Source organism: Mesorhizobium japonicum MAFF 303099 (assembly GCF_000009625.1).
Taxonomy (GTDB): domain Bacteria; phylum Pseudomonadota; class Alphaproteobacteria; order Rhizobiales; family Rhizobiaceae; genus Mesorhizobium; species Mesorhizobium japonicum.
The window spans coordinates 157072-172566 of the sequence record NC_002679.1 but is presented as its reverse complement, the minus strand read 5'-3'; the positions used below and the strand labels follow the sequence as shown (position 1 = coordinate 172566).

Below are 15495 nucleotides of genomic sequence, written 5' to 3'. Positions count from 1 at the left end.
GTTCCTCAAGCCTCGGAATCAGCGATTTCGCGCAGATAGCTCCAGGGATAGATGCCCCGGTCGTGCCCGTCGGAGAAAACCAAACGTATGGCATAGGAACCGATCGCCTCTGCACTCGTCACGGTGACGGTCTCGAACGAGCGTTTGTTACCGTCGATGTGCGCCCGCACCTCCTGTGCAGCGCGGCTGCGTGCCCGCAGCGTGGAGGCTGGGATCAGCGAGACCGCACCGTCATCCCATGCAACGGAGAGAAGGCTGCGCGCGGCAGTGACCTTAATTTCAAGAGGTATCACGGCGTTCCCTGATGGTTCGCCCCATCTTAGGCAGCCGCGGAACGTGGACACGCAATAAATTGCCTGCCTGCAGTTGCTTATTGACCCCGCGATAAGTCCGGCTTGCTACCATACGGCCGCGCATACAGGTTTGGACGTCGATCAGCCACGCAATCTCGCGAATCCGTTGCCGGGGAGTGATAAGGGTAGGTTAGCCATGCTTGCAGCAGCGACCAAGAGCTCGATGCGGCCGCCGGTGGCGCAAAAATCGAAGCTTCCGCCGACTGGGCCAACTACCTGTCTTCGGATCGCGATTGCAGGGCCTGGAGATCCTCGGCCAACCGCACAGGCACGTCCATTCGATCATGCAGTATGCTTATGACGCCGATCCGGTCACCGGAAAGCTTCCGAAAGAACACGTAGTGACGGCCGTGGTGGCTGAAATAGGCGTCCAGCTTCAAATCGGCCGGAATCGCCAGGTTGCCGGGGAGCTTTCGCCAGAGCGCAGGTGTTTCGGAAAGGGTCTGCAGGTGCTTGTGCAGGTATGTAGCGGATGGCCTGCGCTTCGCCCCATTTCTCAACGGTATCATTCCAGATCCCGTCCTGCGCCGCGTCCGCTGGCGGGTAGAACAAGAACCCTGCCATGCCTAGAGGCTTCGGCTTTGGTTGCGCTGAATGACATCCTGGGCCGACACGGCCTTGAATTCGCTTTCGTCAGCCCTTAGGCCCGGTTCAAGCTGCCTCTTCAGCCAGTCCCATGCTTCATTGCGGGTCTGCAGATCGCGGCGAATCAAGGCGCGGATATATTCGCTCGCGTTTTCATAAAGGCCGTTCTCGCCAATCTGCTGCTGGAGATGGGCGTGGAGTTGCCCGCCGACGCGGACATGAATGCTATTATCTGCGGCCATGAGCCAATCCTTTTCTTCCTCCAGAATTATGGGGAGTGTGACAAATATTGTCAATATTTGCTACAGTGGCGCTAGAGGGCTACTCGTAGAGGCCAGCGAACAGATCGCCCGGTGGCCAGCGCGCCCTCACTCCCCTCGCTGGCCGCTTTTCAAAGGCTTGATGCGCGTCAGACGACTCCTTTCAGAGTGACGCCCTTAAAAGCAGAGGCCGCGTGCGGCCATCCTTGCTTGCGACAACTACCATCACGCAAGTCGTCCGAGCCTTTCGGCCACGCGATCGAATTCTCGCGCCACAGGTAGGAATAGAGAATGACGTGGCCGTGTTCGGGTTCAGTCATTCTCCGTTATCCCTCGAGGTGACGGCGTTCAGGCCAGCGAAAATTTCATCACGCTCAGCTCCCTTGAGGTCTTCGACACAATACGCCGCTGTGCGTTTCGTTCCGACAATCGATCGAAGTGTTCAGCGGTCAGAAGCACAAACTTGCGCGTGCCGCGCTTTGTGATCTCAACAGGCCCTCGGTATGCCGCCTCGACCACCTCGCCGGATTTGTTGCCGAGGTCGGTTAGCGTAAAGCGGGTCATCATAACTCTCCACCCTTACCCCAAACAGGTGAAACAGCTGTTTTCCCCAATATGGCTGAATTCATTGTTTCAGGAAGCACTATCCCGATCCAACAACGCCCCGCTCGGTAGCTGCCCCTTGAGGCGCACGCCGGCGAGCTCGAGGAGCGCGTATGCAATCTCGTCCTCGGTCCAGCCTGATCCCGCCGCGCTCTCAATCAAGTCCTGGAGGGCCGGTTCCAAGGCGAGCTGGCATTGAAGGCCACGGTTCGGATGGTCTACCGGGCAGCTTGGTTGCACGATCGCAATGCTTGACCGCTTCATTGCAGGCCACGGGCTCTCGCCCCTCTCCTTTTGCCACACGAGGCGCGCCAGCTCACGTATTGTTCGGGCGCCCCCGGGTAATCGCTTCATCTTGTCAACGAGCCGCTCCAGCGATCCAGCGCGTTCCAACTCCGCAAAGAAATGGTGCGGCGTGACGCTACCGAGCCGGTACATCTCAGCCAGCTTCCACACATACGGATAGTCGACCATGAATTGGGTTCGAGGCGAGCCCTTGGACGGTTTGGCCTCGGTCAGGATGCCGCCGCCCACGAGCCGATCAGCCCTCTCAATGATTTGGCGCACCCTCGATGTCGACAAGTCATGTTCCTGCGCCAGGTCGGCGAAGCGCTTGCCCTTCAGAAAACCATCCACCAGGGCGACGTTCCTATCGACGGTCGGGGTAAACCCCCAACAGGCGCGCAGTTTTTCCAGCATCATCGCGTTCGTCATCCGGTTGTTCGCGCCCCTGCAAACTCTAACCAGCCAAATCGGCGCTTGGAAGGCCCCAACTCAGGTCATGGCCCTGAACAAAGCGTATGAGCGGACAGCCGGATCGCCTCGCCAATCAAAAAGCAGCCAGCAGCGATGCGAAGGAGAAAATCCTGAGCATCCAGCTTTAATCGCTGCGCAGGATCTTTGCTTCGAGCGCGGCTGCGACGAAAGCTCTTCGAGCAGCTGGCGGATGAGCCTCACCACGCAACACCTGCAGACAGGCGTCCATGGCTACCTTGCGTTTCAAGGTCTGCCGTTGAAGACCGCGGAGCAAGATAGCGGCCGCGTCGTTGACGTCGACCACGATGCGCTCTGAGCTGTGTGGGCTAACCTGGACAACGACCGGCCTCTCAAATCTGCTCAAGCCGCTCATCCCTGCCCCCAAATCCGGTCGTGCCGCAACAAGCCCCCCGCCTTGTTTGCCGAGCCGAGCCGTTCCGCTGCATCGTGAAAGTCGATACAATGCCCTCTCGACGTGCCTAGCGCCAGCCCCGCATACGTTGCTGATGCCTAGACTTGCACTTTTCCACCACCCGATTTGCAGACAGCGAGCCACTGCATGGCGGAAACTGCATCTTCCAATATGGCGGCCCGTTTTGCGAAGTCGAAAAAAGCATTGCGCGCTACGCTTACAGGTTTTCGCCCGTCGTATGCGTCATAGCATGTCCTGAGGGCGGCTTCGTGGATCGGGTCTCTGCGATCTTCTGGCCACTCATTGAGGAAATCGATAGCGTCCGCAAGGCTGGCAATCTCCTGCACGATGTAGGCTGCGCGCTTCACGAAAACTGGGCTGCTGAAAGCCTCAAGGTTCATTCGTTCCTCCGGACCTGCTGAACGCTGGTTTGCTTGCAGGCGCCTCCTCGACCCCCGCCGACCATCGCAGAATGTGTTGTCAGGGTATTGACGGTTCAAGAGACGGCGTGATGCCCCAAGGTAGGTAAGCAAGCCAATTCCAAACAAGCTGCTGCAACCGACTCACCAGTTGGCAAAATACACCGTTCCCACCATTCCGGCCGATCTGTTCGATATATCGTCCGGCCCCGATCCGCCACGAGGATGCGGCGCCCACCTCCCCGGAAAACCTGGCTCACGGGAGTGCCGGCCGATCACGCAACTTTCAAAGCTACAGCCCCGATCTCAACGTCGCTGCGATCAGCCACTCCTCTCCTCTCCCGAGACCCGCGCCAGCGACGATCGACGTGGTGACCACCTCGATCGGATGCTTCGTCACGTCAGTGCTTGCACCAGGACTTTCGGCCTTCGGTCTACCTCAGTAAGGCGGCCGTCAACGTGGGGTACGAGACAACCAGGCCATCGCACCAAGATGCCGGGTCCTGCGATTCAATTACTTAGCTCCAGACCAAACGGCTTCGCGGCAATGCCAGGAATGTCGTCTATCCGGACAGGTTTGCCGATCAAATAGCCTTGAGCTTCATCGCATCCGACACGGCGCAGATAGTCGAGCTGCTCGGGAGTTTCCACGCCTTCGGCCGTTACCTCAATTCGAAGCTCATGCGCCAGCTGAACCAATGATCTTACAATCGCGGCGCAGTCCGCATCGGCTAGCATATCCTGGACAAAAGACCGGTCGATCTTGAGCCGCGAAAGAGGCAATTTGCGAAGATATGTCAGGGATGAAAAGCCAGTGCCAAAATCGTCAAGGGCAACCGTGACGGACAGAAAACTCAACGATTGTAACAATGAAATAGCGTCTTCAAAATCCGAGATCAGAACCGATTCCGTGATCTCGACCTCAAGTCGCTTTGGCTCTAGGCCAGTCTCGGACAAGGCCATTACTATTCCATCCAATAACGCCTTATCCTTAAGCTGGACCGCCGACAGATTGACGGAAACCCGGAGGTCGCGCGGCCAATGCACTGCTGCCAGGCAAGCCGTCTTGACGGCCCAATGCCCGATGGTGTGAATCAATGCGGTTTCTTCAGCGATAGGTATGAACTCCGACGGAGGGATCGCGCCAAGGGTCGGATGCTGCCATCGCAGAAGTGCTTCAAAACCTCGGATGCGTTCGCTCCCGAGGTCGAGAAATGGTTGAAAGGCGAGCCAAAGCTCGTCGTTGGCGAGTGCAGATGCCAGATCGCGTTCAAGGGCATTGCGCCTTGCGGCAGCGTCATCGTCGCTCGCGCTGAAAAACTGGATGGAGCCCGCCCCCAGAGTCTTGGCCCTGTGCAGCGCGGTGTCGACGCACCGCAAGAGCTGGTTAGCATCCAACCCGTCAGTGGGCGCCAAAGCGATACCGACAGAGGTCCTGCAATAAATTTCGCGGCCTTCGATCAAGAAAGGAGCGCGCATGACATCTATGATCTGTTTGGCCAAGGACCCGATTTGATCTGGCCTGATATCGCGCGCAGCGATTATTGCAAATTCGCCACCCTCCAATCTGGCAATGCCATCGCTCTCCCGCGTCGATTTGCGAAGTCGCGCAGCCATTTCGACCAAAACGGCATCCGCCATTGCCCGGCCAAAGTGATCATCCACCTCGTCGAAATTGCTAAGATCGAACAAAAGCAGCGCAAAGTGCTGGTCAAACTGCCTTGCGTCCACCAACGCGTTCTCCAACCGCTCGTTGAAGCTGAACCGGTTTGGCAAACTCGTTAGGACATCCCTGCGAATGGCATTTTCGCTTTCCGTTTGCAGAATGAAGCTTTGGGTAAATTCGGACGCGTGAGCAAGCACTGCACGAAACAGCGTGATGGCGTAGCTTACTATCAGGATTGCGACGGGCAGATTGACGGCGCCTTCCATCCACACAATCGCAACCGCCGAACCGACGAAGATCGGTAGCGTATACGCGATGGCCGCAATAGGAATCGTGTAAAAGGACGCGGCGCCGCCCGCGATCATCCCCGCGCTCAGGCAGGTGATGACGACCTGGGCGGCATTTGTTGCCGCGCCGAAGAACAGAACGGGAAGTGCGCCCCACCAAGTGCCGAACAGGAATGCGTTGCGCACCAGGTTTTGCGTTGTCCGGCGAGACACCGACCTTGGTTTGACCGACTGAAACGATGATCTCGCTCTTAGGCCGACGAACCCAGCGGCGCCGATGATGACACTCGCCCACAGGATGGCTTTTGTCTGGTCGGGCGAACCCCAAACCGCCATAACAAAAGTGACCGCATTGAGTATGTTCGCAACCATGCCAAGAGGCGTGTTGCGAAGCACGATACTGACCTGCTCCGCCCTGATGCGGCCGGCGAGCGGTTCGATCGTGGAGGGCCCACCAAAAACACGCAGGTCTCCCGCCAGAAGGTCACCGAGCCTTGCGGCAGACAGACGCTGCATCACTCTTTCACTCCCCCAGTAGAGTAGTTAGCTGCGTGTTGGTCGGTCCCCTAGCACCGAACAATTCGGAAAAAGTAAATTTCAACCGCAAATCCTTTACCTTTCCGTTGTCCCTGTCGGCCGTCGCCGAGATACTCGGCAATGCAGCTCAGGTTTGTTCCTTGGATACGGCTAGGTGGGACTGACCGAAGCTTGCCAGCGAACGAGCACCGCAATAATCCTGCCGGGCTGTATTTGCTTTCAACGACAACCGCCGCGCCAAGTGGCATTTGCCGGCGGATTATCCCATGGTCGCGCCGAATTACACCGCGGCGCGCTCGGCATTGGCCAAGACGATGGGCTCGGACGCAAACCGAAAGAGCCTGAAACGCCGGCGCCGGCGAAGCGGAGCCGTAAGGAGGTCGCCTCTTAGTTTTCGTCTATCGAGGTTCGTCCCTGCGCGCGCCAGCCACTGGCATAATCCGCGCAGAATATGAAAAAGGCGGCGACCGACCCGCTTACCGCAAGCAGCCGGGTTTCGCATGGGATTCACGACGGCCTGCAACAATCTGCCGCCGGGCTGAGCCATGTTCTCGCACGCCGTATCGAGCGGCCGTGAACATATCTGAACTTGCTGCGTCCTTCCTGCTCTTGCCAGGATGCAGGCCTCTCAGCGAGCCATGCCGAGGCTGCCAGCTGTAAATTGCGTAGTCTGTTTGTGAACGGGGATAGACGCGATCTGACGCTGATCCTGCCGATCGTGCCGCCAATCGCGTCGGTAGAGTCCCAAGAGCAGCTTTTGTTTTGCTAAAACAGCGGCAGTTAAATTTAGAGCGTTTCGGCTTGCCGGAAGTTAGGGCCTCGGGTGGCACAACCGACCATGGCTTTTGGGTGCTAGCAGGAAGACCGATGCGCGGACGTGGATGGATCAAGGCGTTGCGTCAGGACGAGGCTCGGCAAATGCGTGCGCGCATTGCCGAACTGGAGCGCGACCTCATGGCGACCACACCTCAAGGACGCCATCGACGTTTCGAAACCGGACATGAACTTCGCAATACGAAGTTCCGCCTGGAGCGCCTCGAGGAATGCATCGCTGGAATACCGAACAAATGTGAGCGTTAGCGGAAGCTCGGTCCTTGCCGCGGGGTCCGGCTGCTCAAGGCAAATAGGCGGGTGGTGATCGGCTTCGTCCTATACGCAGCGGCGAGTTCGCCGGCCGATGCGGGGCAATGCCAGCACCCGACAAGTGCTTCGATCTTCGTCGCCGTTTGAGCTTCACGTGCCCCAAATGAGCATTGGAGACGAACAGCGTTTCCCTCGGGTGACGAAGAACAGCATCCGATACTTTATCGTCTACATAAATGATAGACATACTGAATAGCGAAAGTAGGAGCAAATAGGAGCAAGACGAGGATGTCAGCTGTGGAGAGATTTTCGAGAAGGAAGTTCGGCGCCCTCGTGGCCGCTTTTACGGTGACCTTGGTCGCTTCATCCGCCCCTTTCGGGGCTCTGGCGGGTAGTCCGGACGCGGGTAAGCTGCCGACCACAATTCCGGAGGGCACGGTGCTTCGCATCGGTGATCCCGAGACGCAAAGGGCGCTGGAACTCTCGGGCCTGATCGACAAACTGCCGTTCAAGGTGGAGTGGGCCAATATCAGCGGCGGTCCCCAGACAATCGAAGCTTTTCGCGCCGATGCGCTGGACGTCGGATCGGTCGCCGATATTCCGCCCATCCACGCGACCTGGACCGGGCTCAAGGTCAAGATCATTGCCGCGAAGTTCCGCAAGGATCCTGTAGCGCACCCGATTTATCAACTCGGGATTGCACCGGGCGTCGATGTCAAGACGCTCGCGGACTTGCGCGGCAAACGGATCGCTTTCAGCCCCGGCCAGGCACAAGGCGCGCTGGTGCTGAGGGTCCTGCAGGCCGCCGGCCTCAAGAAGGAGGATGTCAATCTCATCGAACTGCCCAGCAAAGGCGATGCCTATCCGGTGGCGCTCGCCGGCAAGCAGGTCGACGTCGCGCCGATCTCAGGCGTTCTCATCAAGCACTATCTGCACCAGTATGGTGCTGACGGCGCTACCACCATCCCGCATGGCTTGCGTGACGATCCAGAGCATCTCTATGCGCCACAGGCGGTGCTGGACGACCCAGCCAAAGCTGCCGCTCTCGGAGAATATGTGCGCTACTGGGCACTTGCGACCCGATGGGTGCAGGAACATCCCAAAGAGTGGGTCGAGGGCTACTACGTCGCCACCCAGGGCCTCAACGCAGAAGATGGCCAGTATCTCGTCGACGCCGACGGACAGTTCGACATCCCGTCCAACTGGAACGATGTGATCGTACGCCAACAGGCGACGATCGATCTCCTGGCCAAGGAACTGAACAGGCCCACGATCAAGGCCCAGGATCTTTTCGACAGACGTTTCGAGACGATCGCCGCAAGCGCGCTGAACGCGTCCTGACTCCTGCTTCCCCAAACTGGAGACGACGCAGATGAACGCATTCTCCAATACCGCCGCGGTTGCCGCCAACATTGGCTATGCATCTGATGAGAGGGCGTTGATCCCGCCCGCCGTAAAACCCCGCAAGACTGGGACGAGGCGTCGCCTGGCGCTTGGGCGGCCGATCCCGTTCGGCGCGCTGATCGGGCCCGCACTTCTTCTCGTGATCTGGTCCCTTGGCAGTGTCGCCGGCCTGATCGATCCAAGGACGCTGCCGGCGCCCTGGTCGGTTGTCGGCACGGCTATCGATCTCATCGCCGAAGGCAAACTTCAGGATCATCTGATGACGTCTGCCTGGCGGGCGGCACAGGGGCTGGCGTTCGGTGTCCTGATCGGCACTGTGCTGGCTCTCATTTCAGGGTTGTCGCGGCTTGGCGAGGCGATCATCGACGGCCCCGTTCAGATCAAGCGGGCGATCCCGACGCTGGCCCTGATCCCGCTGCTGATGCTGTGGTTCGGCATTGGCGAGGGCATGAAGGTGACGGCCATCGCGCTGGCTGTGCTGATCCCGATCTATATCCAGACCCATAGCAGCTTGCGCAGCATCGACAGCCGTTATGTCGAACTGGCCCAGACCTTGCGGATGGGATACGGCGAATTCATCCGCGAGGTCATCCTGCCGGGCGCCCTTCCCGGCTTCTTCCTTGGCCTGCGTTTGGCGGTGACCTATGCCTGGCTGTCTCTGGTGGTGGTCGAACAGGTCAATGCCACCAGCGGCATCGGCTACATGATCGATCTCGCGCGCAATTACGGCCAGACCGACATCGTCATCGTCGGTCTCGCCGTCTACGCATTGCTCGGGCTCGGCTGCGACGGCATCGTCCGCGTCTTTCAGGAAAGGTCGCTGGCATGGCGTCGCACCTTGGCGGATTGAGGGACGCGCCGGTGGTGCGGGTCGAAAGCCTTGTGAGGAGTTTCGGGCCACGAACCATCCTCGACGGCCTCAGCCTCGACATCGAGAAGGGAGAATTCGTCGCCCTTCTCGGCCGCAGCGGATCGGGCAAGAGTACATTGTTGCGCGCGCTCGCCGATCTCGATGACAAGGTGTCCGGGTCCGGCCGGCTCGAGACACCCGACAAGAAATCGGTAGTGTTCCAGGATGCCCGGTTGTTGCCATGGAAACGCGTGCTCGAGAATGTGGTTCTTGGCCTCGACCTACCCGACGCCGCCGAACGCGGACGGGCCGCTCTCGAGGAGGTTGGCTTGAACGGTCGCGAGACCGCATGGCCGGTCGAACTCTCTGGTGGCGAGCAGCAACGGGTGGCATTGGCGCGCTCGCTGGTTCGTGATCCTGATCTGCTGCTGGCGGACGAGCCGTTCGGCGCACTCGACGCGCTGACCCGCCTGCGCATGCACGATCTGCTGCGCCAGCTCTGCGCCCGTCACCAGCCGGCAGTGCTGCTGGTCACCCATGATGTGGACGAAGCCGTGACGCTGGCGGACCGGGTTTTGGTGCTCGACAAGGGCGCGATCGCCGCCGACATCGCAATCGATATCCCCAAGCCACGCGATCATGGCCATCGCCGGTTTGGTGAGATCCGCTCCGAACTTCTGCGTCATCTCGGCGTCGAGACAAGGCCCGTGCTGCCCGTCTGACGGGCCGAGGACCTTTCGCTCAGAGCCATCCCCCCAGGAGGACCAACACATGCCCGCCGAACAACGACAGTTGAACCTCAACCTTTTTATCTATCCTGGCGGCCATCATGAAGCCGGCTGGCGCTACAAGGAGTCCGCCCCTGAGAGAGTGCTCGACATCGCCTATTACCAGGAACTGGCGAAAAAGGCCGAGGCGAGCAAGTTCGACGCGCTGTTCTTTGCCGATGGCCCTGCGCTCGCCGACAACATTCGCTACGCAAGCCGCTTCAGGCTGGAGCCGCTGACATGGATTTCGGCGCTCGCCGCCGTGACGCAACGCATCGGCTTCATCGCGACCGCCTCGACCACCTATAACGAACCCTACAACCTGGCCCGGCTGTTTGCCTCAGTCGATCATCTGAGCGGCGGGCGCGCCGGTTGGAACATCGTCACGACCGGCGATGCGTCGGCAGCGTTGAATTTCGGCTTTGACCGACATCCAACCCACGCCGACCGCTACGAACGCGCAGGCGAATTCGTCGATGTGGTGACAAAGCTCTGGGACAGTTGCGAGGACGACGCGCTCGTCTCGGACCGGGCGTCCGGCATCTTTGCCGACACCGACAAGATCCACCCAATCAACCACATCGGCAAATACCATCGGGTGAAAGGCCCGCTCACGCTCCCGCGCTCGCCACAGGGGCGCCCGGTCTATGTCCAGGCGGGTTCGTCCGAAGATGGACGATCGTTCGCAAGCCGCTATGCCGAGGCGATCTTCACAGCCCATCAGACACTTGGCAACGCGCAGGAATTTTACGCTGACATCAAGGCGCGCGTGAAGTCGGTTGGCCGCAACCCTGACCACGTCAAGGTGTTGCCCGGCATCAGCCCGTTCATCGGTTCGACCGAGGCGGAAGCCCGCGCGCTGCATGACGAGTTCAATGAGCTCACGCAGCCGGAATATTCGCTTGACCAGTTGCGCCGCATCGTCGACGCCGACCTTTCCGGCTACAATCTGGACGGACCATTTCCGCGCGAGCTGATCAGCGTCGAGGGCGAGCGCGGTGCGAGCAGCCGCTTCCACGTCGTCCTCGACATCATCGAGCGCGAGAACCCAACCATCCGCCAGTTGCTGCACCGCCTTGCCGGGGCCCGCGGGCATTGGGTCCAGGCCGGGACGCCCGACCAGATCGCCGACAAGATCCAGGAATGGTTCGACAATGGCGCCGCGGACGGCTTCAACGTCATGCCGCCCTATCTGCAGGGCGGGTTCGACGTGTTCCCCGAGGAGGTGGTGCCGATCTTGCGCCGCCGCGGACTTTTCCGGCACGACTATGACGGCGCAACGCTGCGGGACCATTTCGGTCTGCCGCGCCCGGAAAATACATTCAGCCGGCCGCAAAAGGCGAGCGCCTGAGCTACCTCCGGATTGAGCACACGCATGCTCGTGTCCCGCGGCTGACAATGTCGAGGCAGCCAGGAGGGATCAAAATGCAAGACAGCAGCCTATCGGGTCGTATCCTTTGCCACTGCGATGCCAACATCGCTTGTCGTCATTCGGTAACCGGCTCCGGCTAGGGAAGGCACGCGGCCGGCACGGCGGATGAATGACCAGATTGCAAGACCCACTGGATGGCATTTCCCAGGAAGCCTTGGCCGGATTGGTGGCCCAGGCGGTACAACAGGCATTGATGCAGCACGGCTTCTTTCTGGACGCAGAAGCGCTAGTTTCCACCAGCATGATCGCCGGGAGCGTTGCTGCCGCCCTTCCCTTCCTGCCACACGCACAGCGGCTCGCGATCGGCTCTTTCGGAGGCGACTTGCCCGCGCTCACCTCGGAGTTCTTCGGCATGATGACGAAAAGGATCTCCCGCAGCGATGCTGCGTCCGACTGCGCCTGTGACAGGACCGCACCGACAGATGGGATGCCTGTATCCAGACACATTGCCGATCGCGCCTCCGACCTCCAGGCGGTGCTCATCGAGGACTGGGCAGGAGAGGTTGCCGGGTCGACCTATCTGGAGGAGAAATTCCGCATCCCTCGCTCGACGCTGCATCGCTGGCAGCGACGGGGCGAAGTTGTGGCGCTGCGCAAGGGCGGTCGCAAACATGTCTTCCCGCTCGCCCAGTTCGTCGACGGCAGGCCAGCCCTGGGCATAAGGGAGGTGTTGGCTGCGATTTCAAATCCAAGACTTGCCTGGTTGTGGTTAACACGGCCCTGTCCAGAACTCGATGGCCGGATTCCCATAGAAATGCTCCGCGAGGACTTGATCGAGGACGTGGCGCAAGTCGTATGCACTCTTCAGCCACCCCCTCGAGCAGCGCCGACGTAAGACCAACAGCCTGTTTCAGCGTCGAACTTGAACCGCCGCTCGAAAAAATCGCGGGGACCCGGCGTCGCCGCCGGCCCAAAGTAGGCAGCCGGGGCGAGGGCCGCAAAAGTAGCCCATGCATCCAACCCCTTCTCTGGTAAAAATCCCGCTTGAAGTTCGAGGCAAGTTCCTTGAGCGCGCCCGGCTGAATGTCTCCGGCGGGACATTTCCGACTTATCCCAAATGGGTGATGTGCAGGCCGACACAAGAACCCAAACTACCGTCCTCTAAGGTCATCGCACGCCACCTAAAGGGGACGGAAAATGAAGATACTCCCAGTCATAATCGCACTTTCAGCGCTGAGCCTTCCGCATCAGGCAAGCGCTGGACCAGAAACCCAGTCAAGAAATGTCGACGTTCCAGCGATTACCTACATAAACCTTCCGCTCATGACCGGAACGCTCAAGCACTTGCACCTGACTCCGTCGAACAGGCTCCTTCATCACGTGAGCCAGTGCACAAAGGGTTGCGAGATAGTGTATCGACATTGCAAGGCGGTCGGGGCGCCGAATTGCGAAAACAACTATAACGTTTGCATGAACTCGTGCGCCTAGCACCAGATTTGCTTGTCACGACAATTCCAGCGCCAATGCAAAAGCCTGATTGGCGTGCCTGATCAATGCGAGCGCCGCTCATCGGAAGGCACGCGATCGATGATGTTGGATGCACTTGCCACGCCACCGAGAAGCTTTACCAGCTCGGTCTGCCTATGTGTTCCGGTCTTGGCGAAAATCGCCTTGAGCTGCACGCGCACGGTATCGATCGAGACCCGCCGCGCCCGCGCGATTTCTTCAAGCGATGCGCCCGACAGTATGCTGTTCGTAATGGAAATCTCCGCCGGCGTGAAATCGAAGAGGCTGAGCAGGATTTCGGGCGCTATCTTTTGGCTTGTCTGGCTTGACGCGAATATCATCAAGGAGTCCGCGACTGGGAATATGTCCCTTCCGGCCCCGGCCACAGGAAGGACATGCACGATGAACATCGGGTGCTCTTCGGTTGAGGCGATGGGAAACGTTCCGTTCCGAAATGCTGCCGGCTTGTCCAGGATGCTGGCCCACCTCTTGTCGGCCGACGCCTGCTGGAACGTCAGGCGACTGCGCCGATCTTTGGCGACGTCGGGCACCAGTTTTTCGAAAAGGCTGTTTGCCAATACCAATCGGCCATCTCTCAGCGCAGCAGCCGGCAGTCCAACGGAATTGAGCACTTCGACCGCGGCGTGAAGCTGCGCGAATCTCAACCTTGCGGTCAGAGTGCAAGCCCGAGCGATATGCGGCCTCAACCAAGTAAGCCTGTCGACAAGTGACGGGTCTAACGGTCCCGCGTCAAAGCTCCTATGGATCGAAAATTTCACCGTATCGCCATTGGGCGACATTATGTTGGTTCCGGCGTGCCAGTACATGCCGTATGGCCGCATGAAATTTTGGTAGTAGTGGCTTTCCTCCATCTCTCTGGCCGACATCACCTCAGTGTCGAGAACAAAGCGCGGTTGTGAAAACCGACGCAGGCGCTCGGCGCTTTGGACGTACGGATTCTTGGCGAGCCAGTTGTCCCGCAGATAGACTACCAGTTTTGGGAAAGCGTTCTCATTGGCAGTCCATCCTGCGAGAGTGTGATCGCGAACTGACATGATTGCGCCGTCGGTGCAGCCACAGAGGTGGGCCAAGGTCTCCAAAACACCCCTGCCGCCCCATTTTTCAGGAATCGTGGCGGCTTCGTACAGGCGGTCGATGATGGCCTCGTTTTGCTCATCATGCAGCATCTCGCGCTCCCGTATCATACCCCGTTTGGGGAATGCGCTGTCTTCCTAGCGCATCCATGCTGACCTCACCACACAAACATTACTGCTGCGCGATATTGAGAACAGCCTTGATGAACGGGACAATGGCAACTTGAGTCCGTAATCGGAGAAGATAAAATGGACTATATTATTGGTTTCATCATTGCCGCAGCGATCGGCGCCTGGGTGACCAGCGATGCCAATAGTCGCGGAATGAACGGAAGGTTTTGGGGGATTTCCACCATTCTGGTGATGATCGTCGCCCTTCCAATCTATCTGATTGTTCGAAAGCCGCGGCTTAAGGCGAACTCTCACTGATGGCTGAGCCATATGTCGATACGGTAACGGTCCGACTGATCCCGCGCCTTGCCATCCGCGCGCGTTCCGATACCCAACGGCCGAAGGATCGGACCCATCTCCTGTAGCGCGGCTCCAATTCTCCACTCCTGCGCATTCGCTGACGAATAGCCAATAGCCTTGGGGACGCTCGCGCATTGCGGCGTCGTGCTCCTGTCAAAGTGCTCGATCCTTCCAGGGATGAGCCGCAATGACTCGAAAACGAAATCGTTGACCGAGGCGCGCAAGGAAGTCGCGTCCACAGGCGCTCCGGTGCAGACATTGATGTAGACCCATCCGATCGGGCGCGGATCTCCCGGAATGGTCCGATATTGGACCTTGCGGCCGCTGACATCCGGTGGCTCCGGCAAGGCTGGTTCGGTTCGAGGTACCACGGCCGGAGGTTGTGCGGGCGGATTTGAAGGCGGGCGATAGGCAGGAAGCAGGCTTCGCGTTCCCGCCATGAACGTCGGGCTGTCGTAGGCGGAGTCCACACTGGCGAACAGCCTGCAAACGCCAGTGTCAGACCGACGGTCAAACCCGACGCACCCCGAACGCGAAGTACAGATTGAATGGCATTCTTGCAATGGAACGACTATCTGCGCCGAGGCCGTCCCCTTCAGAGCGGTCCCAGGATAATCGAAAAGTTCGGCAGTCGCCTGCCCGTTTGTCCGTTGAATTCCCAACGCCAGCAATGCACTCAAGGCCCCGATTACGAACCCGGCGGTTCTGGCGCGAACAGGATAGGCAAACATGTGTCCCCCCGGCATATGTGCCTGTCGTCGGATCGGCGCTGGTGGGTTCCGACCCGATTTGCCAGAGATGAGCAGGCCAGAAGCCTCATGGCAAGGCCGCCAAAGCATATGGCCGGCTTGAATGCACCATCCAGTCGTCGGCAATTTGTTCACGCGGGGCAATACGACGCAGGCAATCATATTTCTGCAGCGTATGCCGCTTGATCCCCCAAATAGGGTATGTGGCAAAGTAAAATTCATACGAACCTGGGCTAGACTGACGAACGCAAGCAAATATGACGTCCGCCCCATCAGGTTAAGCATGGCTGCCAAATCCACTAAGCGCTTGTTGACTCAGAG

Annotated in this window: 18 protein-coding genes and 1 pseudogene; 8 read left to right on the top strand and 11 right to left on the bottom strand. The window is 59.3% G+C overall.

The window, feature by feature from the left end; genetic code table 11:
* Positions 1–5 precede the first annotated feature (5 nt).
* The 9 genes from MAFF_RS35670 to MAFF_RS35635 form a co-directional block, all read right to left on the bottom strand.
* Positions 6–293 (bottom strand): gamma-butyrobetaine hydroxylase-like domain-containing protein, encoded by a 288-nt coding sequence (locus tag MAFF_RS35670; protein ID WP_044552182.1) that lies wholly within the window; start codon positions 291–293, stop codon positions 6–8.
* Positions 294–565: 272 nt separating this feature from the next.
* Entirely contained in the window at positions 566–862 is a 297-nt protein-coding gene (locus MAFF_RS35665; RefSeq protein WP_010915748.1) for a type II toxin-antitoxin system RelE/ParE family toxin, read from the bottom strand.
* A 57-nt stretch (positions 863–919) separates the two neighbouring features.
* Positions 920–1180, bottom strand: a complete 261-nt coding sequence (locus tag MAFF_RS35660) for a ribbon-helix-helix domain-containing protein (RefSeq protein ID WP_010915869.1) — start codon at positions 1178–1180, stop codon at positions 920–922.
* A gap of 167 nt (positions 1181–1347) precedes the next feature.
* Positions 1348–1518 (bottom strand): hypothetical protein, encoded by a 171-nt coding sequence (locus MAFF_RS39665; protein ID WP_157866236.1) that lies wholly within the window; start codon positions 1516–1518, stop codon positions 1348–1350.
* 28 nt (positions 1519–1546) lie between these two features.
* Positions 1547–1765 carry a type II toxin-antitoxin system Phd/YefM family antitoxin gene (locus MAFF_RS35655; protein WP_010915749.1) on the bottom strand — a complete coding sequence of 73 codons (219 nt, stop codon included), beginning with the start codon at positions 1763–1765 and terminating at the stop codon, positions 1547–1549.
* Between the two features lie 66 nt (positions 1766–1831).
* A complete protein-coding gene (locus MAFF_RS36780) occupies positions 1832–2515 on the bottom strand; it encodes a hypothetical protein (RefSeq protein WP_010915870.1) in 684 nt (227 codons plus the stop codon).
* A 166-nt stretch (positions 2516–2681) separates the two neighbouring features.
* Positions 2682–2930 carry a DUF982 domain-containing protein gene (locus tag MAFF_RS35645; protein WP_044552179.1) on the bottom strand — a complete coding sequence of 83 codons (249 nt, stop codon included), beginning with the start codon at positions 2928–2930 and terminating at the stop codon, positions 2682–2684.
* 137 nt (positions 2931–3067) lie between these two features.
* Complete coding sequence (locus MAFF_RS35640) at positions 3068–3370, bottom strand: DUF982 domain-containing protein (RefSeq protein WP_010915735.1); 303 nt, start codon at positions 3368–3370, stop codon at positions 3068–3070.
* A 528-nt stretch (positions 3371–3898) separates the two neighbouring features.
* Positions 3899–5857, bottom strand: coding sequence for a putative bifunctional diguanylate cyclase/phosphodiesterase (locus MAFF_RS35635; RefSeq protein ID WP_044552176.1), 1959 nt, complete (start codon positions 5855–5857; stop codon positions 3899–3901).
* Between the two features lie 245 nt (positions 5858–6102).
* Here MAFF_RS35635 and MAFF_RS38750 point away from each other — a divergent pair.
* The 7 genes and pseudogenes from MAFF_RS38750 to MAFF_RS35610 all read left to right on the top strand — a co-directional run.
* A pseudogene (locus MAFF_RS38750) lies at positions 6103–6269 on the top strand (MucR family transcriptional regulator); the annotation flags it as partial.
* A 476-nt stretch (positions 6270–6745) separates the two neighbouring features.
* Entirely contained in the window at positions 6746–6958 is a 213-nt protein-coding gene (locus MAFF_RS38745; RefSeq protein WP_157866235.1) for a hypothetical protein, read from the top strand.
* 291 nt (positions 6959–7249) lie between these two features.
* The gene (locus MAFF_RS35630; RefSeq protein ID WP_010915983.1) at positions 7250–8302 is read left to right on the top strand and encodes an ABC transporter substrate-binding protein; all 1053 of its coding nucleotides are present in this window, start codon (positions 7250–7252) and stop codon (positions 8300–8302) included.
* Positions 8303–8333: 31 nt separating this feature from the next.
* A complete protein-coding gene (locus MAFF_RS35625) occupies positions 8334–9215 on the top strand; it encodes an ABC transporter permease (protein ID WP_010915984.1) in 882 nt (293 codons plus the stop codon).
* A complete protein-coding gene (locus MAFF_RS35620) occupies positions 9191–9937 on the top strand; it encodes an ABC transporter ATP-binding protein (RefSeq protein WP_010915985.1) in 747 nt (248 codons plus the stop codon). Before MAFF_RS35625 ends, MAFF_RS35620 begins: the two co-directional genes overlap by 25 nt.
* A 49-nt stretch (positions 9938–9986) precedes the next feature.
* A complete protein-coding gene (locus tag MAFF_RS35615) occupies positions 9987–11333 on the top strand; it encodes an LLM class flavin-dependent oxidoreductase (RefSeq protein WP_010915986.1) in 1347 nt (448 codons plus the stop codon).
* 190 nt (positions 11334–11523) lie between these two features.
* Positions 11524–12249 (top strand): antitoxin Xre/MbcA/ParS toxin-binding domain-containing protein, encoded by a 726-nt coding sequence (locus tag MAFF_RS35610; protein WP_010915987.1) that lies wholly within the window; start codon positions 11524–11526, stop codon positions 12247–12249.
* Between the two features lie 655 nt (positions 12250–12904).
* Here MAFF_RS35610 and MAFF_RS35605 read toward each other — a convergent pair.
* Positions 12905–14047 carry a helix-turn-helix transcriptional regulator gene (locus MAFF_RS35605; RefSeq protein WP_044552341.1) on the bottom strand — a complete coding sequence of 381 codons (1143 nt, stop codon included), beginning with the start codon at positions 14045–14047 and terminating at the stop codon, positions 12905–12907.
* Positions 14048–14203: 156 nt separating this feature from the next.
* Between MAFF_RS35605 and MAFF_RS35600 the strand changes: the two genes are divergently transcribed.
* Positions 14204–14383, top strand: coding sequence for a hypothetical protein (locus MAFF_RS35600; RefSeq protein WP_010915772.1), 180 nt, complete (start codon positions 14204–14206; stop codon positions 14381–14383).
* On the opposite strand, the gene MAFF_RS38740 is transcribed toward MAFF_RS35600, so the two are convergent.
* On the bottom strand, positions 14377–15156 hold the full coding sequence (locus MAFF_RS38740) for a PAN domain-containing protein (protein WP_157866234.1): 780 nt from the start codon (positions 15154–15156) through the stop codon (positions 14377–14379). The two genes, MAFF_RS35600 and MAFF_RS38740, sit on opposite strands and share 7 nt — an antisense overlap.
* Positions 15157–15495: the final 339 nt, after the last annotated feature.

What these genes read in the sequence shown, in the direction of transcription:
- MAFF_RS35660 (WP_010915869.1), bottom strand. Translation starts at nt 1,180, where the DNA reads ATGGCCGCAGATAATAGCATTCATGTCCGCGTCGGCGGGCAACTCCAC.
- MAFF_RS35655 (WP_010915749.1), bottom strand. Translation starts at nt 1,765, where the DNA reads ATGATGACCCGCTTTACGCTAACCGACCTCGGCAACAAATCCGGCGAG.
- MAFF_RS35645 (WP_044552179.1), bottom strand. Translation starts at nt 2,930, where the DNA reads ATGAGCGGCTTGAGCAGATTTGAGAGGCCGGTCGTTGTCCAGGTTAGC.
- MAFF_RS38745 (WP_157866235.1), top strand. Translation starts at nt 6,746, where the DNA reads ATGCGCGGACGTGGATGGATCAAGGCGTTGCGTCAGGACGAGGCTCGG.
- MAFF_RS39665 (WP_157866236.1), bottom strand. Translation starts at nt 1,518, where the DNA reads ATGACTGAACCCGAACACGGCCACGTCATTCTCTATTCCTACCTGTGG.
- MAFF_RS35615 (WP_010915986.1), top strand. Translation starts at nt 9,987, where the DNA reads ATGCCCGCCGAACAACGACAGTTGAACCTCAACCTTTTTATCTATCCT.
- MAFF_RS36780 (WP_010915870.1), bottom strand. Translation starts at nt 2,515, where the DNA reads ATGACGAACGCGATGATGCTGGAAAAACTGCGCGCCTGTTGGGGGTTT.
- MAFF_RS35605 (WP_044552341.1), bottom strand. Translation starts at nt 14,047, where the DNA reads ATGCTGCATGATGAGCAAAACGAGGCCATCATCGACCGCCTGTACGAA.
- MAFF_RS35620 (WP_010915985.1), top strand. Translation starts at nt 9,191, where the DNA reads ATGGCGTCGCACCTTGGCGGATTGAGGGACGCGCCGGTGGTGCGGGTC.
- MAFF_RS35635 (WP_044552176.1), bottom strand. Translation starts at nt 5,857, where the DNA reads ATGCAGCGTCTGTCTGCCGCAAGGCTCGGTGACCTTCTGGCGGGAGAC.
- MAFF_RS35625 (WP_010915984.1), top strand. Translation starts at nt 8,334, where the DNA reads ATGAACGCATTCTCCAATACCGCCGCGGTTGCCGCCAACATTGGCTAT.
- MAFF_RS38740 (WP_157866234.1), bottom strand. Translation starts at nt 15,156, where the DNA reads ATGTTTGCCTATCCTGTTCGCGCCAGAACCGCCGGGTTCGTAATCGGG.
- MAFF_RS35630 (WP_010915983.1), top strand. Translation starts at nt 7,250, where the DNA reads ATGTCAGCTGTGGAGAGATTTTCGAGAAGGAAGTTCGGCGCCCTCGTG.
- MAFF_RS35640 (WP_010915735.1), bottom strand. Translation starts at nt 3,370, where the DNA reads ATGAACCTTGAGGCTTTCAGCAGCCCAGTTTTCGTGAAGCGCGCAGCC.
- MAFF_RS35600 (WP_010915772.1), top strand. Translation starts at nt 14,204, where the DNA reads ATGGACTATATTATTGGTTTCATCATTGCCGCAGCGATCGGCGCCTGG.
- MAFF_RS35610 (WP_010915987.1), top strand. Translation starts at nt 11,524, where the DNA reads ATGACCAGATTGCAAGACCCACTGGATGGCATTTCCCAGGAAGCCTTG.
- MAFF_RS35665 (WP_010915748.1), bottom strand. Translation starts at nt 862, where the DNA reads ATGATACCGTTGAGAAATGGGGCGAAGCGCAGGCCATCCGCTACATAC.